Raw genomic sequence first — 21,406 nt, forward strand, 5'->3', positions numbered from 1 at the left:
CGGCCGTCGGGTAGGTGGCCCTGTTCCCGACCTGCCCAAGCGTGAGGTCGCCGGGCCCGCCGAGGCCCCTCGTCGGTGCCGCAGAGTCACTGGCCGCCTGGCCAACGCGAGTCCCGGAGCCACCGCGCGAGAAGCATGAACTTCGCCTGGGCGGGGGCCGGCTAACCCCATGGGGGGCGGGCGGCCGTGGGCGCCGCCGATCACGGCTTCGTAAAGGATCGACGGGGGATTCCTGTGCCTTCCGTGGACAGTTGGCGAGAAACCGATGTCCGATCGGCGGCCCCTTGTCCGATTCTGCTTGGTGATCGCGTGGCGGCCGCATGGGGGAATGCCTGATTCCGCGGCCATGAACGAGTCAAGAGTTTCCTTGACACAAGAGACTTGAGCGCAATCTGAGGGCGTGTTCTCCCTGTTCAGACGCGGTCTCGTTCACCTGGAAGACACCTGACTCCCTTTCCCTCACTCCCTATTCGGGGGATGCGCCCGCATCCCTGACCGGTTTGTTGGAGGGGTGTTGATGAGACACAACCCGTGGCGGTTGGGGTCGCCACGCAGAGTGAACCGGCTGAGACGGACAGCCCTCGCGGTGGCCGCAGTGCTGGCGGCGGAGACGGCGCTGGTGTCGTTGGGCACGGGGGCTGCCTTCGCGGCCGATTCGGGTACGACAGAGACGGCGACCACGGTGTCCGACGCCAAGCCGGCGGCCTCATCGGCGGATTCGATAGCGTCGGCCATGCTGATGGCACGGATGCAGAACCGGAAGATCGAGGTGCTGTCGCAGCGGACGGCGGATTCGACGACCTACGCGATGCCGAGCGGGGAACTGCAGACGGAGGCGTACGCCGGACCTGTCCGGGTGAAGCAGGACGGCAAGTGGAAGGACATCGACACCTCGCTGTCCGACACCGGCTCCGACCTCACACCGGGCGCCGCGGCGGCGGACATCGCGGTGTCCGACGGCGGGGACAAGCAGCTCGCCTCGGTGACCAAGGGCAACGAGACCTTCGGGCTGGGCTGGGAGAACAACCTGCCGAGCCCGACAGTCAGGGACAACACCGCCTCGTACGACCTGGGCAGCGGACAGACCCTCTCGGTCACCGCGCTGGCACAGGGCTTCTCGGAGAACATCAAGCTGACCCAGCAGCCGGACGGAGACGCGGTCTCCTACCGGATTCCGCTCAACCTGGACGGGGTGAAGCTGTCCCAGGCCGACTCCGGGCATCTGCTGCTGAAGAACAGTGACGGTGACCTGGTGGCGGAGGCGCCGGCGCCGATGATGTGGGACGCCTCCAAGGACTCGGCGTCCGGTGAGTCGGCGCACCAGGAGCAGGTCGCGACGAAGATCGAGACCGCTTCGGACGGTTCACAGAGCCTGGTGCTCACCCCGGACAAGGACTTCCTGGCCACGGCCACCTACCCGGTGACGGTGGATCCGACCACGACGCTGGCGGTCACCACCGACACCTGGGTGCAGAACCCGGACTACCCCGACTCGCAGATCTCCTCGCAGGAGCTGAAGTCGGGCACGTACGACTCCGGCAGCGATGTGGCGCGTTCGTATCTCAAGTTCGACGTGTCGAAGTTCGCCGGCAAGCACATCACCGGCGGGACGATGTCGCTGTACAACTACTACTCGGCGACCTGCTCCACCTCCGGGGCGGCCACGGTGGCGAAGCGGATCACCTCCTCGTGGTCCTCGTCATCGATCACCTGGGGCGCACAGCCGTCCACCACCACCACGGGCATGGCCTCCAACACCGGCCACTGGGGCTACGACTCCAACTGCCCGGCGAACTGGTCGAACTGGAACCTGCAGTCGATCGTGCAGTCGTGGGCCGACGGTGCCACGAACTACGGTCTCCAGATCCGCGGCGACGACGAGAAGGACTCCACCACCTGGCGGCGCTTCCGCTCAGCGAACTACACCACCTCAGGCTACGCGCCGAAACTGACGGTGACGTACAACTCGTACCCGTCGGTGCCGAGTTCGCTGGCGATCTCGCCCTCCCAGGTCAACGCCTACAACGGAACCCGGTACGCCACCTCGCTCACGCCGACCCTGTCGGCGAAGGTGACCGACCCGGACGGGGCCGGCACCAAGGCCCAGTTCGAGGTGACCGCGGACCCGGCGTACGCGGACACCACCTACTCCTACACCGGCACCTCCGCCTCGGTGGCCTCCGGCTCGACGGCCCAGCTGACGATCCCGTCCGCCTCCGCCCTTCCGGCGGGCAAGCACCTGCGCTACCGGGTGCGGGCCAACGACGGCACCGACTACGGGTCCTGGTCCGGATACACCACGTTCATGCTGAACACGGACGCGCCCGCCGCGCCGACCGTCACGTGTGACACGTACGACGAGAACGGCTGGAACGCGAAGGCTTCCAGCGCGGTGTCGTGCACGCTCGATACCTCCTCGTCGGACGGCGCCGGCTACTACTGGGCCCTGGACGACTCCTCGGTGCCGAACAAGAAGCTGGACACCACCGACGGCTCCGGCGGTGATGCACAGACCGTCAGCATCGACCCGGCGAACGGCTGGCACACGCTGTACGCCCGCACCGTCGACGCCGCCGGCAACCTGTCCTCCGCCACCACCAAGTACTCCTTCGGCGTGGGCGCGGAGGGCGCGGCGGTCATCTCTCCGCAGGACGGTGACACCACCGCCCGCCGGCTGACCCTGTCGGCCAAGGGCATGACCAGCTACACCGGGGTGACCTGGGAGTACCGGCGCGGCGAGACCGACGGCTGGCACACCGTGCCCGTGGGTGACGTAACCGACTCCGGCAACGCCGTGTCCGCCTGGCCGGTCGCCGTCACAGGCGGCACCGCCACCAAGCTGGTGTGGAACACGGTCAACTCGCTGGCCGAGGACGGTGTGATCCAGCTGCGGGCCGTGTTCACGGACGGCATCAGCACCGGCCACTCGCAGACCGTCGGGGTCACCCTCGACCGCGACGCCGGCACCGCCCCGACCGCCGAGGTCGGCCCCGGCACGGTGAACGAACTCACCGGTGACTACGCCCTGTCGGCCACGGACGCCTCCGCATTCTCGGCGGACGTGGAGCGCACGTACTCCTCGCGCGCCAACGACAAGGACAGCGAGGGCCAGGCACAGATCTTCGGCCCCGGCTGGACTTCCGCCATCGACGCCGCCGACAGCGACTACACGCAGATCCGCAAGACCTCCGCCACCTCAGTGGAACTGCTCAAGGCGGACGGCAGCACGATCGCCTTCACAGCGACCTCCGGTGGCGGCTGGCAGCCGGAGACCGGCGCCGAGGGCATGACGCTGACGGGCAGCCTGTCCGACACGAAGTTCACGCTGGCCGACACCGACGCCAACACCACGGTGTTCGCGAAGGCCGCCGCCTCGGTCCCGACCTGGACCCTGTCCTCGTCGGCCACCTCCGCGTCCGACTCCACCGTCACCACCGCCTCCGAGACCGACGACACAGGCAAGCTGGCCCGCCCGAAGTATGTGATCTCCCCGACGACCGGAGTCTCGGCCACGACCTGTCAGACCGCCCCCGCAACCAAGGGCTGCCGGGTCCTGGAGTTCGTCTACGCGGACTCCACGACGGGCACCGACTCCGCCCCCGGCGACTACAAGGGCCAGGTCAAGGCGATCAAGCTGTGGGCCACCGACCCGGGTGCCTCCGCCGCCACCGCCGAGACTGTCGCCTCCTACGCCTACGACGCCTCCGGCCGGCTCCGTCAGGTGTGGGACCCGCGCATCAGCCCCGCGCTGAAGACGCAGTACACGTACGACTCCGACGGCCGGGTCGCCACCCTCACCAAGCCCGGTGAGCTGCCCTGGACCTTCACCTACGGCAAGGCCGGCTCGGCCCTGACCGCGGGCGCGGGCATGCTGCTGAGCGCCTCACGGCCGGCGCTAGCCCAGGGGAGCGCGAGCAGCACGTCGGGTACGGCGACCACGACAGTGGTGTACGACATTCCGTTGACCGGTACCGGCGCCCCGCACCAGATGGACGCTGGCACGGTCGCCACCTGGGGCCAGGCCGAGGCACCGACCGACGCCACCGCCGTCTTCCCGGCCGACAGCGTCCCCGCCTCCAGCACCGGAAGCAACCTGACCGCCGGCACCTACGCCCGCGCCACCATCACCTACATCAACGCCGACGGCGAGCAGACCAACGCCGCGACGCCCGGCGGCGCCATCACCGTCGCCGACCACGACGAGTACGGCCACGAGGTCACCAGCCTGACGGCCGCCAACCGGGAACTCGCCCTCGGCACGAGCGACGGCGCCGCCGACAAGCTCGCCGCCCTCGGCCTGACCGACCTGTCCACCGCGGACCGGGCCCGGCAACTCGCCACCGTCTCGGACTACTCCGCCGACGGCAAGCGGCTCCTCGACGAGTACGGCCCGCTGCACCAGATCACCCTCAGCGGCGAACTCAAGGGCACCAGCGGCACGCTGGCCGCCGGCAGCGTGATTCCGGCCCGGTCGCACACGTCGTACACCTACGACGAGAACCGGCCCTCCGGCGCGGCGGTCTCGGACCTGGTCACCACCACGGTGAACGGAGCCACGGTCGCCGGATACTCCTCGGACGGCGACACCACCGCCATCACCACCACCTACGACTGGTCGACCGGCCAGCAGAAAGCCACGCAGGGCGGTGCCACCACCGGCACCGTGACGTCGTACGACAGCGCCGGCCGGGTGGCTACGACGCGCACCGCCGGTTCGTCCGGCTCCGACGCGGACACCCTCACCTACACCTACTACACCGCGGACGGCTCGGGCACCTGCGGCGCCCGTCCCGAATGGGCCGGACTGCTGTGCAGGACGGCGCCCGCGGCCGCGATCACGAACGGCGGCAGCAACCCCACCGAGGCGGTCACCACCGTCTACACCTACGACCGCCGGGGCCAGACGGCCACCAAGGCCGAGACCGCGAACGGCGTGACCCGCACCACGACCATCACCACGGACAGCGCGGGCCGCAACGTCAAGAGCGCCGTCACCGGCGGCACCGGCAAGGAGACCCCCGCCACCACCCTCACCTACGACCAGAACAATGGTCAGATCGCGACCCAGTCCTCGGGCGGCCAGAGCGTCTCCTACACCTACGACAGCCTCGGCCGGCTCCTGTCGTACGGCGACGGCGCGGGCAACACCACCACCCGGGCCTACGACGTCCTCGGCCAGACCGTCAAGACCACCGACTCGGCGCCCTCCACCGTGACCTACGCCTACGACACGGCAGGGAACGTGAAGAGCCTGACGGACTCGGTCGCCGGCACCTTCACCGGCACGTACGACGCCGACGGCACCCTCATCTCCGAGGGCCTGCCCGGCGGCTACAGCCTGGCCGTCAGCACCGACACGGCGGGCAACCAGACCAGCCGTGAGTACACCGCGTCCGACGGCACCACCGTCGCCTCCGACACGGCCCAGTACTCGGCGAGCGGGCAGCAGCTCGGTCACACCCAGACCGACGGCCCGAGCATCGACACCGCCTACGCCTACGACAGTGCCGGACGCCTCACCCAGGCCACCGACACCACCGGCACCGGCTGCACCACCCGTGCCTACAGCTTCGACGGAAACAGCAACCGCAGCTCGCTGAAGACCACCTCGGACGACTGCGACAGCAGCACCGCCGACGCCACGACGACCACCACGTCCTACACCTACGACTCGGCCGACCGTCTGGTGAACTCCGGCTACGCGTACGACGCTTTCGGCCGCATTACCACCAGCGGTGACACCAGCCTGTCGTACTACACCAACGACCTCGTCGCCTCGGAGACCGTCGGCTCCACTCGCAACACGTGGAGCCTCGACGCCGCCTACCGCCTCGCTGTCCAGACCACCCAGACCAAGGACTCGAACGGCACGTGGACCGACACCGCAACGGTCACCAACCACTACGGCTGCGGTTGTGACAGCCCCACCTGGAGCGTATCCAGCCAGGGCATCAGCCGTGACGTCCGAGACCTCGAAGACGGTCTGGGAGCCACGACCTCGGCAAGCGGTGATGTCGTCCTGCAGTTCACCAACACTCACGGCGACGTCACCGTCCGGCAGCCGCTGGACGCCGCAGCATCCAGTAGCGTTCAGCACTTCGACGAATACGGCAACGCGCTGGACACGGCCGTTGACAGCACCTACGGATGGCTCGGCCGATACCAGCGGCCGTCCAGCACACTCAGCAGGGTCGTTCTGATGGGCGTGCGCCTCTACGCCCCGGCCACCGGCCGGTTCCTGACCACCGACCCGGTGTATGGAGGCAACTCCGACGCCTACACCTACCCGAGCGACCCGGTGAACGATCTCGACCTGACCGGACGCCTGCGGTTCTCGTGGCATTACTACGGTCTGCGTATCCGCTTCAACAAGCATGAGACAGCGCAGGCCGAGAGCTGGGCCGGGCTGAGCGGTAAGGCGGGCACCATCGCGTCGCTGCTGAAAATCGCGAAGGCCACGGCTCTCAACTTCCTCTCGATCGACACTTACTTCATCGAGAAGAAGGCGAAATGGGCCCAGAAGGTCGGTCACTGCCTCGAACTGCAGTGGTGGTGGCTGTATCCGGGATTCGTTCCCTACACCTACTGGGGTAGAGCGAACGGCTGCAGGTAAGCCGGACGAACACTGAGCGGATGGCGGCCCGTATGTACCCGGCCGCCACCCGCCCTGTACACGAGAGGTAGTCATGCTGATCATCGAAACACTGCAGGTCGTGTTCACCGTCGCAGTCCTGGTCCTGGCGACCGAGAAGCAGGTGGCGAACCCCCTCCTGCTCTGGACCGCAACAGGATTCGGAACGAGCCAGATAATCACCGCGCTGGGCGGGGGACTGGCCGACAGTTTCTTCCGGCTCTTCGTCGCTGTGTTCGCCACGATAGTGATCGACAAGTGGAGAACGGAGCGCGGAGTCTCCACTTGGATGGCGGGTCCCGCCGCTCTGCTGTCAGGACTGCTGATCGGTTGGGCTGCCTGAGGAGCATTTGATTTAGGAAGAGAGCACCTTGTGTCCTAGGTAGCTTCCTCGCCAGGTGGGTGCGGTCTCGTCCGTGATGCGCTTGGCGAGGTTGTCGATCGAGGCAATGTGGATCATGGCTTCGGAGCTGGTGGGGAGGGTCTCGTAGTCGCGGGCCAGCCGCCGACGGAGCCTGATCCATCCCAGGCTTCGCTCGACGCCCCAGCTCCCTTTGACGAGGTCGGCAGCGCCGCCCTGGCTGCGCGCACCGCCGTCAACCAGCTCATCTATATCGTCTTCCAGATCGCCCTCGGCCTGTCCCACGCCGCATCCCTCAACGTCAGCCGCGAACTCGCCCTGGACCGGACCGACGCGGCCGGCGTCTCAAGAACACCGCGCTGGCGTGCGCGGCGGCCGTGATGGCCGTGGTCGGCGTCGTCTACCTCACCGTCCCCGGCCTGGTGCTGCGCCCCTTCCTCGACCCGTCGGCCACCGACGGGAACCGCGCCACCAACCTCCTCCTGATCGCCGCCGTCCTGCTGTTCTTCGACTGCACCCAGAACATCGGCGTCGGACTGCTGCGCGGACTCGACGACACCAAGAGCGGCTTCCGCATCACGCTCGTCGGCTGCTGGCTGATCGGGCTGCCCGCCGCCTGGCTGTTCGGTCAGCCGGCCGGCCTGGATACCGTCGGCGTCTGGCTCGGCCTCCTCACCGGCCTCGCCGCCACCGCCCTGCTCCTGCTGCGCCGCTACCACCAGGCCCTGACCCTCCGCGCGGCCGGACAGCTGGCCGTCGCCTGAGGAAGCACCGCTTGGCGGAGCCGTGCCGGTCTCCATCGGCGCTGGCCAGGCCGCGGTCGCTCGTTGCAACGCCAGGACGGTTGCGGCACCGACAAGGAGCCCTGGGCCGCAGGAGCTCGGCAGTCGCCGATTCCTATGCCTCGTCCACAGCGTGTGGACATCTAACTGGCTGTTCGCTATCCGCTCGCGTGGTCGGCGGGGTACGAACAGCATGCTGATTCGGGTGAGTTGGCCGGGCGGCAGGCATGGAAGAAGGGCCTCTTGGTAGCTCGCGGTTGTCGAGTCCAGCGAGAAGCAAGAGGCCCTGTTGTCGAAGTGTCGCGTGGTCAGCGTTGCCGGGTCCAGTCCGTCCACTCCTGGGTGTGACTGTCTCGCCCACAGGTTCGGGAACGCGGCCGACCGGCCGGATCGCCGGCCCCGATACGGCTCGGATATGAGCGATGCCGAGTGGTTCCTGGTGCGGGATCTGCTGCCGGTTCCGGGTTGGCTGGCGGGCCGGGGCGGCCGTCCGGAGGGCTACTGCCACCGGCAGATGATCGACGCAGTGCGTTACGTCGTCGACAACGGCATCAAGTGGCAAGTTATTGAGGATCGGGGCAGGAGCTTTACCTTTCGGTGAGTTGGGTGAGAGGGATGAAGCTCTTGGTGGTGCCGAGCTCTTTGGGGGTAGGGCCAGCCGGAGTTGGGATGTCGCTGAGCCGTTCCGCTAGGGCGGCGACCGCCTCGCGGTCGCCTTCGAGGGCTTCGCGCTCGTCATCGGTGAGGTTGAGTTCGAGCATTTCGTCGATGCCGTCCTTGACGGCCAGGAGCTGGCCTCGGCTGGAGGTCTTGGGGACGTAGAACGGGCAGCGTGCGCAGGCCAGCCGGTGGGGGCACTTGGCGAAGAAGTCGTAAGAGCAGTAGCCCTCACCCAGGTCGTAGTACTTCCACGGCTGCTCGCCGCTGGCGGCAGCGCCCGTGAGGATGGATTCACGGTCGATGAGGACCTGGATGGTGCGGACGTTCCGGGCGAGGTAGTCGGCCTTCTTGTAAGCCGCTGAGAGCGTCCGCTGGAGGATCTTGGCGTAGTAGCGGGTGCTGGACGGATGCTTGTGTCCCAGCCATTGCTGCAGGTCAGCCAGGGACAAGGGGTCTTTGGCGTTCAGCAGTTGGGTGGCGATCGTGGCGCGAGCCCGATGGCTTGTGAGTGCACCGCGGGAGTCGGACTCGGGGATGCCGGCCTTCGCACAGAGAATCGGGATGAGCTTGTCATTGAGGTAGGCGGGGCCGACGAGCTGGGCTCGGTAGCAGAACAGATGTTGGCGCCGCTGTCCGGTCTTGCGATCGGTAATGTCCGGCTGAGCAGGGCGAACGCCCTTCCAGGCATCGATGAGCTCACCAACGATGGGGTCGACTGGCTTGGAGAACGCTGCCGTCGTCTTGTTCGCCGGAATGTGCAACAGGCAGACGCGGTAGGTCTCGCCGCTGTCGGGGTCGGTGGCCTGGTCCCAGCGGACGCATTCGAGTTCGAGTCGACGGATTTCGTCCATCCGTAGACCGCCGAACAACCACACCCCGACCAGGGCACGGATCATTTCGATCGGGTAGTAGTTCGCGTGCCATCCGGCAGCCTTCGCACGCGGTGTCCCGTATGCGCGCAAGTCGTCGGTGGTCAGCGTCAGCCCGGCGGCCATCAGCTTGGCCCAGGCGGCATCGTCGATGATCCGGGGGTCTGGGTCGCGGCCGGCCCGGACCGACAGCGGTAAGGCGAGAACGCGGCGGGGATCGAACCTCGGGGTAATCCATTCCCATTCGATCAGGTCGCAGAAGAAGCTGCGTATGGTGTCAACCCGTCCGGCCTTCCCGCTGGCGCTTAAAGACTCCTAACAAAATGAGCTGCGGTAGACCGTGGAATCACAGGTCGTCAGCTGGTGTTGTGGCCCCTGACTGGTGCGCTTGGGGGTGCTGGGGTTGGTACAGCGGAGGCCGTGGGAGGTCGAGGACGGGCTGTGGGAGCGGATCGCCGGGCTGCTCCCTCCCGTCGAGTGGCGGTCCAGGAATCCGGGGCGCAGGCGGCTGGATGACAGGCGGGTACTGAGCGGGATCCTGTTCGTCCTCTACACGGGGATCCCCTGGGAGTTCCTGCCCCTGGAGCTGGGTTACGGCTCGGGGATGACCTGCTGGCGCAGGCTGCGGGACTGGCACGAGGCCGGGGTGTGGCAGGCCCTGCACGAGTTGCTGCTCGCAGAGCTGCGCGCCGCCAACCTGCTGGACCTCTCCCGGGCCGCGGTCGACGGCTCGCACTTGCGGGCGATGAAGGGCGGCGCGAGGACGGGACCCTCCCCGGTGGACCGGGGCAGGACCGGCAGCAAGCATCACGTGATCGTCGAAGCGCACGGCATCCCGCTCGCGGCCACGCTGACCGGCGGGAACCGCCACGACGTCACCCAGCTCATGCCGCTCGTCCGCGCCGTGCCCGCGGTCAAGGGCAAGCGCGGCCGCCCCCGCCAGCGTCCCGGCACGCTGTACGCCGACCGCGGCTACGACTACGACACCTACCGCCGCGACCTGCGCGATCTGGGCATCCGCCCCGTCATCGCCCGCCGCGGGACCGAGCACGGCTCCGGCCTGGGCGTCCATCGCTGGGTGGTCGAAGCAGCGTTCGCGCTCCTGCACTGGTTCCGCCGCCTACGCATCCGCTGGGAGATTCGCGACGACATTCACGAAGCCTTCCTCACTCTCGGCTGCGCCATCATCTGCTGGCGACGTCTGAAGACCTCATTTTATTGAGGATTCATGGGCTGAGGGATGGGTATGAGCGGGGTCTCCGTGCCACCGGTGCGTGATCTGTTACGGCTGAAGCTGCCGCTGCTCGATGAGGTTTGCACCGTCGCGTGGGGAGCATCACCGCCGGGAGGTGCCCGTCGCGAGAGGCTTGACCTCAAGTCAAGTAGAGGTCGCAGAGTGGGTGTTCTCCTGCAGATCTACCGGAAGGAACGGTCATGCGCGCCGTCGTGCTGCACGAGTTCGGATCCGCTGAGAACCTCCGTTATGAGACTGTGCCCGATCCCGTACCGGGACCGGGCGAGGTCCGCGTCTTGGTGAGGGCCGCGGGAGTCCACCAGATCGAGACGGCGATGCGGGAAGGGCTGGAGATCGGTCCGCCGCTTCCCGGACTTCCGGCGATCTTCGGGGGAGAGGTGGCCGGCGTCGTCGAGTCGGTCGGGCCAGACGTGGACGAGGTCTGGATTGGCGCCAAGGCGGTGACCGCGCACGGCAGGCCGGGGGGCTACGCCGAGCTCGCCGTCGCCGACGTCTCGTCCCTGCACCGGATTCCGGCCGGACTGGGGTACGAGGCCGCCGTCACTATGGTCGTCACCGGCACCACCACCATCGGCCTGCTCGACATCGCAGAGCTCACCTCCGGCGACGTGGTCCTGGTCACCTCCGCGGCCGGTGGCATCGGCCGTCTGGTCGTCCAGTTCGCCCGCCGCCTCGGCGCCACGGTCATCGGCGCGGCGGGCGGACCGGCCAAGACGGCGGCCGTGCGAGAGCTGGGAGCCGACATCGCTGTCGACTACAACCTGCCGGACTGGACGGGCACCGTCCGCGACGCCTTGGGCGGGCACGGCGTCACGGTCGTTCTGGACGGTGTCGAGGGCGACAAGGGGCGGGCCGCCTTCGGGCTGCTGGCCGAGGGCGGGCGCTACATCACCATCGGCGCGGCCTCACGGGAGGAGTTCCGCCCCGATGAGGCGGAACTGAAGGAGCGCGGCGTGAACTTCACCGACGCACTGGCCCTGCTGTTGGAGGGCCAGGACGCGCCCGCCGATGAGGCCCGCGCGCTCGCGGCGGCCGCCGACGGGAGTCTGGTGCCCGCCTTCCAGACCTTCCCCCTGTCGCAGGCCGCTGCGGCTCACGCCGCCTTGGAGGCGAGGGCGGCAACAGGCAAAGTCGCCCTCGTCCCCGACGCCCACTGGTGAGATACGGCCGGCGTTGGTCCAGCCGAAGCAGTGGTCTCATGAAGGTGCCAGACGACGTCGCCCGCCAGCCATTTTGTTAGGACCTGTAAGTCAAGGAAGGACATGTGGGACGTGACCGTCACCTTGTGCCACCGCCTGGCCGACGGCAGCAGCTCGTCGCAGCCCGCGGCCTCGATGCGGCGGTACCCACCACCGAGACCTGAGCGCCTGCCAGCACCAACACCGCCGCCAGAAGCCCGATTACCAGCCCCCGCCGCGCGGCCTCGTCCCGGGCATGCTCCAGCAAGATCGCGCCGGTACCGATCACCACGGTGGCGGCCGGCACCGCCACCACGGCCTCCGGCCAACCCCACGGCCGTACCACCGCACACGCCAGCACCAGCAGCGCGGCGGGTAGCACCTCGGCGAGCAACGTGTGCAGAAGCGGTCCCTTCCAGCTCAGGAATCAATGCTTCATCGGACCAGACCAGCAGTATGCCTGGACGTGGACGCCGAGTGAGGGCCGCGGGTGGCGAAGCACCGTCGTCGCACGCAGTCCCGGCAGAGGGTGATAGCCGTGGAGGACGCTCCTGAGGGGCGTCTCAGCGGCCGTAGCGCGACGAGCCGAGCGTCACCTGGTGACCGACGAGGCGGATCTCGATGCCGTCCGCGGTGGCACGCGCCGCCGTGAAGTCGACGCCCGCCGGGAGACTGACCCGCCAGACGGTACTGGCCCTGTCGGCACCGGGGACGGTCAGGGAGAGCTCCGTTCCCTGAGCCAGGAGCGTCCCCGTGGTGTTCAACGCCGTGCCACCGGCCGTGCCCGAGACCTTGACGCGTGCCGCCTGGCCGTTCGATCCCGGTGCCTGCGAGACCTGCAGCGGGCCGCCGCTGCCCGCGAGCCGGGTCACCACGCCGGACAGTTCCTTGTACGAGACTGTCAGGGTGCCGGTGGCCAGGTTCGCTTCGGCGCTGCGCGCTGTCAGCGACGTCACCTTCACATCGCGCAGATCCAGGTGGAGACGGTCGATGTGCAGATAGCCGCCCTGCGTATTCGTCGTGGTGTCGATGTAGAACCCGCCTGCGGTCAGGGTCACGTGCCCGAAGTCGCGGCCTGCCGCCTGGGTCAGGAACGGAAAGCCCTCGATCGCCACGTCCAGGTATCCGTCGGTGGTGTTGCCGTAGCCGTACTTCTCCTTCGCGAGCTGCGCGGCTTCGTCGTTCGCGTAGTGCACGGCTATGCGATCGACCGCTGTGAAGAGTACGGCGATCACCACGACCGCGATCACCAGGACCTTCACCCATCGACGTTTCACGCGGATCCCCTCATGTTGTTGCGTTGTAGCCACGGCCCGATGGGCCACCTCGTTGGCGTGTCCAGGTGAGACAGGAACCTGTCAGCGGGAACGGTGTGCCGGTCGGCGGCGGAGGGCGAGGATGATGCCGCCGCCGGCCACGATCAGCGCGGTGGCGGCGCCGGCGATCACGGTGGTGCCGGTGCCCCCGCCGGTCTCGGCCAGGTTGGTGCCCTTGCCTGCGGTCGATGCGGCGCTGCTCGCATCCGGCGCCGGGGTCGCGCTGCCGCTCTGCGCCGGGTTCGGCCCTGTGGTCGAGGCCGTGGAGGACGTCGGGGAGGGGTGCGCCGATGTCGACGAGGGCTGGCCGGAAGGGGCGGCCGGTGCCGAGGGGGAGCTGGTGGGCGCGCAGGTTTCGTCCGGTACGACGACCTGGGGCTGGATGTCGTCCTCGACCTGGTCGCCGGCCTTGACGTGGATCCGGAAGGTTTCCCCGGCGTACCAGTCCAGGGGGATCAGGTCCACGGTGGCGCCTTGCGCGGTCGGGTGCTCGATCGTCTTGGTGTCGACGAGCCGTTCGCCGCCGGGCATGCTCAGCTGCACGTACAGGCTGACGGTGGCCGGGGTGCCGGAGGCGTCCTTGTCGGTGACGCGGATGACTCCGTGGCCGCCCGTGTCGCACACGGCCGCTGCCGAGAAGTCACCGATGCTGCACGCGAGCGCGGTGTGGGCGGCACCGAGGGCGAGTGCGGCCGCGGCGGCCGACGTGCCGATGACGCGGGCTGCTCTGGCGGTGTGCTGGGAAAGGGGCATGGTCTGTCCTTCGTGGGTCGACGGTCTGGCGCTGCCAAGGCTCCGGAAGCGGTCCGGGCGGACGAGAGCAGGCCGGAGCGGCAATGGGCTCGGATACGAGGAGTGCGTGAGCGGTGAGAAGGCACCGCACGCAGCCGTGTGAAGGCGCTTCAGCCGGTGATCGCGACGGGCGCGTCCCAGGCGTCCCGGTCGACGGTGATGGTGTAACCGCCGCGGGTCTCCTTGCTGTTGACCATGTACTGGTGGCCGCGGCTGTGGTTGGTGAACTGGGTGGAGCCCCACGGCCAGTCCGCGGTGGTGGTGTACTGCTTGTCCCACAGTGCGTACCAGAGGTTGCCCGGCAGGTCCGTCTTGTTCGTGGCGGTGGCGATCGCCTTGGCGCTGGAGCTGCTGAAGCCGTAGAAGCCGGCGCGGTACATCTTGGCGCGCAGCGTCTTGGTGAAGGAGCGCACATACGTCAGAACGGCGTCATCGCACGCCTTGTTCGTGATGTCGTAGGGCTCCATGTCGAGGTAGATGGGGCTGCCGGCCTTCATGCCCAGTGCCGATGCCTTGGCCACCGCGTCGTCAGCGTCGCTCGCGCCGAGGGAGGCGGCGGTGGAGGCGGTGAGCTTCTCCGGGTTGGAACTGGTCTGGCAGGGCGGCTGGGCGCCGACGTAGATCGGGATCAGCTTCCAGCCGATCGCGCTGACCGACTTCACCCAGGAGGCGGTCAGGTTGGGCTGGGAGCAGCCGCGGTTCTTGCCGCCGATGTAGACCGCGGCGGCGCCGTAGAAGCCCGTGTGCCACGCCTTCATCGCGTTCAGCGAGGGCGCCGTGCAGGTGTCGAACGCGTGGCCGGTGTACGTCCTCTGGGCGGGCCAGGTCGTGGCCGCCATCGAGGTCTGCGCCGCGATACCGGCACCCGCGACGACGGCGACACCCGCCGTCGCCCAGGCGGCGTAGCGGCGCTTCTTGGACAGCCGATGGCTGGACATCCCCACCCCAATTCGCGATCACGGCATACGGCACCCGGACGGCGCACCGGCCGAGGACGATGTGTGCTCCGACACGGCAAGACCGACGCACTGACGCACCCAGCCGTCGCCGCCCCGCCCCGCATGGTGCGGCACGGTTCTTCCGGCATCCCGGGCGTCCGGAGCGGATCGCACAGTAATCGGCATCGCCCCCGTGATCGGGAAACCCCGTCCCTTGATCGCCACAAGATTCCCTCAAGGCACGGCAAATCTTTGAAATGGGCAGGTGCTTTGACCAGGCATTGAGTGATTGGAGATCAGTTCGTAGCCAGTGGCATATGGAGCGTACATACGATCAGGCACGTGAACAGAGCTGGGAAGATCGGCCTTGCCAGTACCTGCGCCGCCCTGGTCGTCGTCGGCGGAATCGGCGCCTACAACATCGTGCATGGCCTGACCTCCGGTCCCGCGGGTGATGCCCAGACCAAGGTGGCGCGCACGTTCGACCCGTCGGCCGTGTCGAGTACGCCGCCGACGGACGCCGAAGCCGTCAAACTGACCCGCGCGTTCCTGGACAGCTGGTCCAAGCAGCACCTCGGCGACGCGGCGGGCGACACCGACCTCCCGGACGCGGCCGCACAGGCACTGCGGGGATACGCGGACGGCCTGCACCTCAAAACGCTGTCGTTCACACACATTCGCTCGGCGGGGCCCTCGACGGTCACGCCCGGCGCCACCAAGGTCACCTTCGGCGTCACTGCCCAGGTCGCGGATGGCACCTGGAGCTACCCGAGCGCGGTGGCGGTACGGAAGAGCACAAACGACGTGCTGGCGGCCCACTGGAACAACTCGGTGCTCTACCCGGGCCTGGGCGACGACCAGTCGCTGACCGCGGGCAAGCTGCCGGCCGACACCACCACGGTGAAGGTGCTCGCCGGCGACGGAAAGACAGACCTGTCCATCTTCCCGTCCCTGCGGGACATCACGGCGACGATCCGCAAGAACGCCAAGCCCGCCGGCGGAAACCCCGGCACGGGCGTGGCCGTGGTCGACGGCATCGGCACGGGCGTCAAGGCGCTGAAGGTCTTCTCCAAGGGCCGGGCTGCCGTCGTCAAGACCACGATCGACGCCCGTCTTCAGGCGGTGGCCGAAACCGCGGTGAAGGACGCCCATCTACAGGACAAGCCCGCCGGGACGGTGGCGCTCGACTGGAGGACCGGCCACATCCTCGCGATCGCCCACACGGGAGCGGACGGCGACATCGCCATCAACGGCATCAAGTCGCCGGGCTCCACCATGAAGATCGTCACGTCGGCGGCCCTGTTCGACCAGGTGGGCCTCGCGCCGGGCAGTCCGGCCCCGTGCACGGACTCGGTGACGGCCAACAGCCAGACATTCCACAACGACCCGGGCGTGAGGGCCAACCCGGCCTCCACGATCGCGCAGGCGTTCACCGCGTCGTGCAACACCTCCTTCATCAAGGACGGATTCCACTACCTGGTGAACAACGGCGACGCCTCCACCCTGCACGACGAGGCCGTGAACGTCTTCGGCATGGGCAACTGGTCGATCGGCGGCGGGGTCGCCACCACGGACGCGAGCATTCCACCGGATGTCCAGGGCGGTGACCAGGCGGCCCAGTTCATCGGTCAGGGAAAGGTGACGGCCACGCCGCTGTTCATGGCGTCCGTGGCGGCGACCGTACGCAACGTCGGGTTCAAGCAGCCGGTCATCCTGCCCGGCCAGCACCAGGACACCGCGCTGCGGCAGATCTCCCGTCGTACGGCCGGCTACCTGCAGTCGATGATGCGCAGCGTGGCCACCAGCGGCACCGCGGCTCCGCGCCTGGGCGGTCTTGCGGGCGTGGGCGCCAAGACGGGCACCGCGGAGGAAGGGGACGACACGAACGGGTGGCTGACCGCGTACAACTCCCGCATCGCCGTCGCGGCGTTGGTCGAGGGCGGCAGTTCCGGTGTGGACTCCGCCGGATACGTCGTCCGGCAGCTGCTGACCGGTAGCTGATCCGCCGTCAGCGTCGACAGTCTTGGGAGCGCCCGACGACTGCACGCGGGATGCCTGTCTCCGTAACGAGCCGGCCCACCGGCACCTGCTCGGGGTCGTCGGCCCCGCGGTGCTCGCTCGTCAACTCTGCCTCGCCGCCGATCAGAAGCAGGACCCTGGCCCTGATTCGCTCCCTGACAGCAGATGTGTTCGCGCCTCTCCCAGCGGAAGGAGCGAGAGCGGCGTACGGCAGAGCGACTACCCGGACCTCCTGCGGGATGGCATGAGCCACTTCACCGGCAGCTGATTCGAGAGCGTGATGGTCGACGACTGGCTGAGCACCTTCCCTCACGTCGTCGAAAGGCTGGAGCGTGGCATCGACGTCGCGGACGTGGGATGCGGCGCGGGCCGTGCCCTGATCGTGCTCGCCCGGATGTTTCCCCGGTCGCGTTTCACCGGGTTCGACAACTTCCCGGCCCAGGTGGAACGCGCCCGGGCGAACGCGGAGAAGGCCGGTGTCGCCGACCGCGTGACCTTCGAGACGGTCGATGCCGCCCAGGGGCTCCCCGGGCGCTACGACCTCGTCACCACGTTCGACGTCATCCACGCGGAGGAACCGAAGCGGCTCCTTGCCGCGATCAGGCCGCGGTCAACGACGACGGCGACTACCTGATGCTCGAGATCAACTGCGAGGATCGCCCCGAGGACAACGTGGGCCCCGTCGCATCAATGTTCTACGGGTTCAGCATGTTCTACTGCATGACCACGTCCCTCGCGAACGGCGGAGCCGCTCTGGGAACGTGCGGGATGCCCGAGACGGTCGTACGCAGTCTGTGCGCCGAAGCGGGCTTCAGCAACGTGGCCCGGTCCACGGCGGAGGACCCTTCAACGTCCTCTACGACATCAAGCCGTAGACGGGCACCGAGACGTGCGGCGGCGGGGATGCACGCCGACCGCCGGGACCTTCGATGTGCGGGCGACGGCCGCCCCGATCGCCGGTAGTGCTGGGACCAGCGAAGACGCCGTCCTCAGGTTCGGTACGACAACAGCTGTTCAGCATGGGCGGGGCGGCAGGGACCGCGCTTCAGGCTTGGGGAGCCCGCCAGTCCCAGCGGCGCCGGGCCGGGACCGGACAAGAATGCCCTCAATATCATCCCTGCGTGGGGGCCCTTGGTATGCGAGGGCTCAGCGGACGCCGTCGGTTCCGTCCGCGCGCTCGAACCGCTCCAGCTCGCCCGCGTCGTCGATGACCGCCACCAGGTCGGCGCCGGCCAGCCGTGCGCGCGGGATGCCCGTCTCTGCGACGAGCCGGCTCACGGGCACGCGCTCCGGATCCTCGGCCCCGCGGTGCTCGGTCGTCAGCTCCGCATCGTCGCCGATCAGAAGCAGGACCCTGGCCCTGATCCTCTCGCTCACCTGGTCATTCCTTCCGGGAGGGCTGTCAGGCGGGGTCGTACAGTTGATCAAACTGGACCAATATAGCCCCGCCGAGCCCGTCAAGAAGCTCTGGCCGAACGCCCCCGGACACACCTGGTCGCCGGCCGGCGTCGGACACGAGCGAGGCTGGGCTGCACCGACGGCATGACCAAGGCCCGCGCCGCCCAAGGCCGGTCCTTCCCGCCGCTGGGCAGCCGCCTGTGACGATCTGGCCCTGGTGCTGTGCCAGCCCGCCGGGATTGGTTCGGATGCGGTTGACACAGCGGATGGCACGTCGGCGACCTTCGTTTCGTGTGCAGGGGCAGACCCGTCACGGGGGGAACTAGCCTGCCCCTGTATGTCGGAGCCCGCTGCCCCCACAGAGGGCGGGTTCCTTGACCCTCGAGATCGGATCACCCGCTACAGCGCATTGTGGTGTCGATGTGTCACACGGGACCGCTCTGGCGCCCGGACTGGCGATGCGTCCCACACCGCGCCGGCCGTCCGGCATCGGGAGGATGCCCGGCTCCGTCCGCCTTGGCGGTCAGGAGCAGCGGATTCACCCGCAGGGGAGCACATGCAAAGCCTGCAGCGGTTGGGTAAGCGGGTGGCACCACCAGCACGTAGAAAGGCACGGACCGCGGCGTGAGCCCGGTCGCGGAATGACTCACCCGCAGCCGGGCCGAAGCGGCGGCCCTGGTTCCATAAAGGCCCCTCACGTCTGTTGGAAGGAAGCCGGCCCTGAACATTTCGCTCGCGGAGGTCTTGTCCGCCGCTCTGCTGGTGCTGGTACTGGCCTGCGCGGTGATCCGCCCGTGGGGCTGGCCGGAAGCGGTGGTCGCGGTCCCGGCCGCAGCCCTGGTGATCGCCACCGGGGCGGTGTCGCTGGACGCTGTCCGGGCCGAGGTGGCACGGCTGGTGCCGGTGATCGGGTTTCTGGCGACGGTGCTGGTGCTGGCTCAGCTGTGTGACGACGAGGGGCTGTTCCATGCCTGCGGGGCCTGGATGGCCCGGGCCGGGGCAGGCCGGCCGCACAGGCTGCTGGTGCAGGTGTTCGTGATCGCGTCGCTGATCACGGCGGTGCTGAGCCTGGACGCCACGGTGGTGCTGCTCACCCCGGTGGTATTCGCCACCGCCGCCCGGCTCGGCGCCCGGCCCAAGCCGCACGTATATGCCTGCACCCATCTGTCGAACACGGCGTCGCTGCTGCTGCCTGTGTCGAACCTGACGAACCTGCTGGCGTTCGCGGCCAGCGGGTTGAGCTTCACCCGGTTCGCCGCGCTGATGGTGCTGCCGTGGCTGGTCGCGATCGGCGTCGAGTACGCCGTCTTCCGCCGGTTCTTCGCCACCGACCTGGACGCTGGGGCGCAGGCGCCGTCCACCGCCGAGCCGCCGGAGCTGCCGCTGTTCGCGCTGGTCACGGTGGTATGCACGCTGGCCGGGTTCGTGGTGACCTCGGCGGTGGGGGTGAACCCGGCGTGGGCGGCTCTGGCCGGTGCGCTGGTGCTGGCCGCGCGTGCGCTGGCCCAGCGCCGCACCTCGCTCTCCGCTCTCGTGCGGGCCGCCGCGGTCCCCTTCCTCGCGTTCGTCCTGGCGCTGGGGATCGTGGTGCGGGCGGTGGTCGACAACGGGCTCGACGGCGCCCTGGGCCAGCTGATCCCCGACGGCACCTCACTGCCCGCGCTGCTGGGCATTGCGGCGCTGGCTGCTCTCCTGGCGAATGTGATCAACAATCTGCCCGCGGTGCTGGTGCTGCTGCCCCTGACGGCCCCGGCCGGGCCGGGAGCGGTCCTGGCGGTGCTGCTCGGGGTCAACATCGGCCCCAACCTCACCTATGCCGGATCGTTGGCGACGTTGCTGTGGCGGCGGATCGTGCGTGAGCACGACACTGAGGTGGGGCTGGGCGAGTTCACCCGGCTCGGCCTGTACACGGTGCCTGCCGCGCTCGCCTGCTCGGTGGTGGCACTGTGGGGCGCGCTGCACCTGATCGGAACCTGACCCGAGCCGGAGCGAGTGGTCGGAGGCTGACCTCTATGGCCGTCGTCGTCTGGATCGTCGAGGGCACGTGGCCCGCGTGTGTGGACGCTGCCCGCACGCACACGCCCGAAGGCGCCGACATTGTGCTGCTGCACGTGACCGGGCATGAAATTCCGGGCGTCGCACATGGTGCCTTCGCCGGCCTGCTCGGCCGCGGCCACCCCGAACGCGATCCCGGCACGCGGATGGAGCACCTCGCCACCGCCTCCGCCGAGCAGCTGCTGCAGGAGGCGGCCGACCGGCTCGGCCGCCCCTGTACGCGCACCGAGCCCACCGGCCGCCTCGAACGCGAAGTCGTGGCCGCGGACGGCTGGAGGTCGCCCCGGGGCGGGAAGCAGAATTCTCAGTGAGGGGCGGCGCGAGGGGACGGGAGCCGGACCGGGCTACGGGCCCTGAACCGGCGAGGCTGCCGCAAGTCTGACGAGCGGGGCTCTGCCACCCCGCCCGCCGAGAAGGTCCTGGGTACCGCTGCGCGGTTGTGGGCACCCAGGGCCGGCCTTCGTCTTCGAGCAGGGGCAGACCCGCCACGGGGGTAACCGAGCCTGCCCCTGCACGTCGGAGCCCGCTGCCCCCTCCACAGAGGGCGGGCCCCTTGACCCTCGTGATCGGGTCGCCTCCTACAGCGCACCACGGATCTGATGTGTCACACCGTGACCGTGCAGGCGGGCCGTACAGCCGCGTGGAGGCGGCTACGGCTTCTCGGGCTTGGTCGTTTTAGCGGGTTTGCTCGGCTTGGTCGGCTTGGCTGTCTTCTCAGCCGTCTCGGTCTTCTGGGCTTTCTTGGTCTTCTCGGCCTTGCCCTGTTTGTCTGCCGCTGAGGGCTGCGCCAACTGTTCCGCGCAGTATGCGGCGACGTTCTTCTCACCGTCGGCGGCGTCGACGAGCCGCTGCCAGGCCGTCGCGTCCAGTGCCTTGCCGCGGCCCTTGACTTTTTCGTACGCCCGGCAGTGGGCCTCGGTGTCCTGGGCGGTGGCCCGGTGGCCGGGTGTGACGGAGGCGCCGGGAGTGTGGGTCTTGGCCGGAGACGCGCCCGCGCCGGCCCGGCTGGAGGCAGTGGTCGATGGTTGCGGCGGCCGCCGGTCCCCGTGGCCGTCGTCAGACGAGCGGACGACGCCGATCGCCGCCACCGCGACGCCGCTGAGGGTGAGGCCGGCCAGGGACAGCGCCACGGCGGCCCGCACCGAGTGCCAG

The 21,406-nt window shown here is 68.8% G+C and carries 13 protein-coding genes and 4 pseudogenes; 10 read left to right on the top strand and 7 right to left on the bottom strand.

Annotated elements, in window-relative coordinates; all coding sequences use genetic code 11:
• Positions 1-586: 586 nt before the first annotated feature.
• Positions 587-6,613, top strand: coding sequence for a DNRLRE domain-containing protein (locus CLM62_RS10875; protein ID WP_306457902.1), 6,027 nt, complete (start codon positions 587-589; stop codon positions 6,611-6,613).
• Positions 6,614-6,686: 73 nt separating this feature from the next.
• On the top strand, positions 6,687-6,974 hold the full coding sequence (locus CLM62_RS10880) for a hypothetical protein (RefSeq protein WP_095749636.1): 288 nt from the start codon (positions 6,687-6,689) through the stop codon (positions 6,972-6,974).
• A 12-nt stretch (positions 6,975-6,986) separates the two neighbouring features.
• On the opposite strand, the pseudogene CLM62_RS10885 reads toward CLM62_RS10880, so the two are convergent.
• Positions 6,987-7,193: pseudogene (locus tag CLM62_RS10885) on the bottom strand (hypothetical protein); the annotation flags it as partial.
• Between the two features lie 3 nt (positions 7,194-7,196).
• Here CLM62_RS10885 and CLM62_RS10890 point away from each other — a divergent pair.
• Together CLM62_RS10890 and CLM62_RS51375 are read left to right on the top strand one after the other, a co-directional pair.
• Positions 7,197-7,756: pseudogene (locus tag CLM62_RS10890) on the top strand (MATE family efflux transporter); the annotation flags it as partial.
• 433 nt (positions 7,757-8,189) lie between these two features.
• Entirely contained in the window at positions 8,190-8,375 is a 186-nt protein-coding gene (locus CLM62_RS51375; RefSeq protein ID WP_257003796.1) for a transposase, read from the top strand.
• On the opposite strand, the gene CLM62_RS10905 is transcribed toward CLM62_RS51375, so the two are convergent.
• Positions 8,362-9,429 carry a tyrosine-type recombinase/integrase gene (locus CLM62_RS10905; protein WP_257003797.1) on the bottom strand — a complete coding sequence of 356 codons (1,068 nt, stop codon included), beginning with the start codon at positions 9,427-9,429 and terminating at the stop codon, positions 8,362-8,364. The genes CLM62_RS51375 and CLM62_RS10905 overlap by 14 nt on opposite strands.
• A 277-nt stretch (positions 9,430-9,706) precedes the next feature.
• Here CLM62_RS10905 and CLM62_RS10910 point away from each other — a divergent pair, with 277 nt between their 5' ends.
• Positions 9,707-10,525 (top strand): IS5 family transposase, encoded by an 819-nt coding sequence (locus CLM62_RS10910; RefSeq protein WP_095749647.1) that lies wholly within the window; start codon positions 9,707-9,709, stop codon positions 10,523-10,525.
• 212 nt (positions 10,526-10,737) lie between these two features.
• On the top strand, positions 10,738-11,718 hold the full coding sequence (locus CLM62_RS10915; RefSeq protein WP_095749637.1) for a zinc-binding dehydrogenase: 981 nt from the start codon (positions 10,738-10,740) through the stop codon (positions 11,716-11,718).
• A gap of 581 nt (positions 11,719-12,299) precedes the next feature.
• Here CLM62_RS10915 and CLM62_RS10925 read toward each other — a convergent pair.
• From CLM62_RS10925 to CLM62_RS10935, 3 genes are all read right to left on the bottom strand, one after another.
• Positions 12,300-13,013 (bottom strand): DUF2993 domain-containing protein, encoded by a 714-nt coding sequence (locus tag CLM62_RS10925; RefSeq protein WP_257003798.1) that lies wholly within the window; start codon positions 13,011-13,013, stop codon positions 12,300-12,302.
• An 81-nt stretch (positions 13,014-13,094) separates the two neighbouring features.
• The gene (locus CLM62_RS10930; RefSeq protein ID WP_095749639.1) at positions 13,095-13,805 is read right to left on the bottom strand and encodes an LAETG motif-containing sortase-dependent surface protein; all 711 of its coding nucleotides are present in this window, start codon (positions 13,803-13,805) and stop codon (positions 13,095-13,097) included.
• Between the two features lie 149 nt (positions 13,806-13,954).
• Positions 13,955-14,782: a glycoside hydrolase domain-containing protein gene (locus CLM62_RS10935; RefSeq protein WP_095749640.1), complete on the bottom strand. Its 828-nt coding sequence runs from the start codon at positions 14,780-14,782 to the stop codon at positions 13,955-13,957.
• A 342-nt stretch (positions 14,783-15,124) separates the two neighbouring features.
• On the opposite strand from CLM62_RS10935, the gene CLM62_RS10940 reads away from it, so the two are divergent.
• Entirely contained in the window at positions 15,125-16,783 is a 1,659-nt protein-coding gene (locus tag CLM62_RS10940) for a penicillin-binding transpeptidase domain-containing protein (RefSeq protein ID WP_095749641.1), read from the top strand.
• Between the two features lie 298 nt (positions 16,784-17,081).
• Positions 17,082-17,435: a class I SAM-dependent methyltransferase gene (locus tag CLM62_RS10945; RefSeq protein WP_095749642.1), complete on the top strand. Its 354-nt coding sequence runs from the start codon at positions 17,082-17,084 to the stop codon at positions 17,433-17,435.
• Positions 17,436-17,947: 512 nt separating this feature from the next.
• On the opposite strand, the gene CLM62_RS10950 is transcribed toward CLM62_RS10945, so the two are convergent.
• Positions 17,948-18,178 carry a hypothetical protein gene (locus CLM62_RS10950; protein ID WP_095749643.1) on the bottom strand — a complete coding sequence of 77 codons (231 nt, stop codon included), beginning with the start codon at positions 18,176-18,178 and terminating at the stop codon, positions 17,948-17,950.
• 765 nt (positions 18,179-18,943) lie between these two features.
• On the opposite strand from CLM62_RS10950, the gene CLM62_RS10955 reads away from it, so the two are divergent.
• A complete protein-coding gene (locus CLM62_RS10955; RefSeq protein WP_373559133.1) occupies positions 18,944-20,176 on the top strand; it encodes an SLC13 family permease in 1,233 nt (410 codons plus the stop codon).
• A gap of 35 nt (positions 20,177-20,211) precedes the next feature.
• A pseudogene (locus CLM62_RS10960) lies at positions 20,212-20,520 on the top strand (universal stress protein); the annotation flags it as partial.
• A gap of 384 nt (positions 20,521-20,904) precedes the next feature.
• Here CLM62_RS10960 and CLM62_RS49940 read toward each other — a convergent pair.
• Positions 20,905-21,406, bottom strand: a pseudogene (locus CLM62_RS49940) (hypothetical protein); the annotation flags it as partial.

This window comes from Streptomyces sp. SA15 (assembly GCF_002291145.1).
Lineage (GTDB): Bacteria > Actinomycetota > Actinomycetes > Streptomycetales > Streptomycetaceae > Streptomyces.

Excerpts from the sequence above, each read along its gene's own strand:
- CLM62_RS10935 (WP_095749640.1), bottom strand. The coding sequence starts at position 14,782 with ATGTCCAGCCATCGGCTGTCCAAGAAGCGCCGCTACGCCGCCTGGGCG.
- CLM62_RS51375 (WP_257003796.1), top strand. The coding sequence starts at position 8,190 with ATGAGCGATGCCGAGTGGTTCCTGGTGCGGGATCTGCTGCCGGTTCCG.
- CLM62_RS10930 (WP_095749639.1), bottom strand. The coding sequence starts at position 13,805 with ATGCCCCTTTCCCAGCACACCGCCAGAGCAGCCCGCGTCATCGGCACG.
- CLM62_RS10880 (WP_095749636.1), top strand. The coding sequence starts at position 6,687 with ATGCTGATCATCGAAACACTGCAGGTCGTGTTCACCGTCGCAGTCCTG.
- CLM62_RS10915 (WP_095749637.1), top strand. The coding sequence starts at position 10,738 with ATGCGCGCCGTCGTGCTGCACGAGTTCGGATCCGCTGAGAACCTCCGT.
- CLM62_RS10945 (WP_095749642.1), top strand. The coding sequence starts at position 17,082 with ATGGTCGACGACTGGCTGAGCACCTTCCCTCACGTCGTCGAAAGGCTG.
- CLM62_RS10905 (WP_257003797.1), bottom strand. The coding sequence starts at position 9,429 with ATGGCCGCCGGGCTGACGCTGACCACCGACGACTTGCGCGCATACGGG.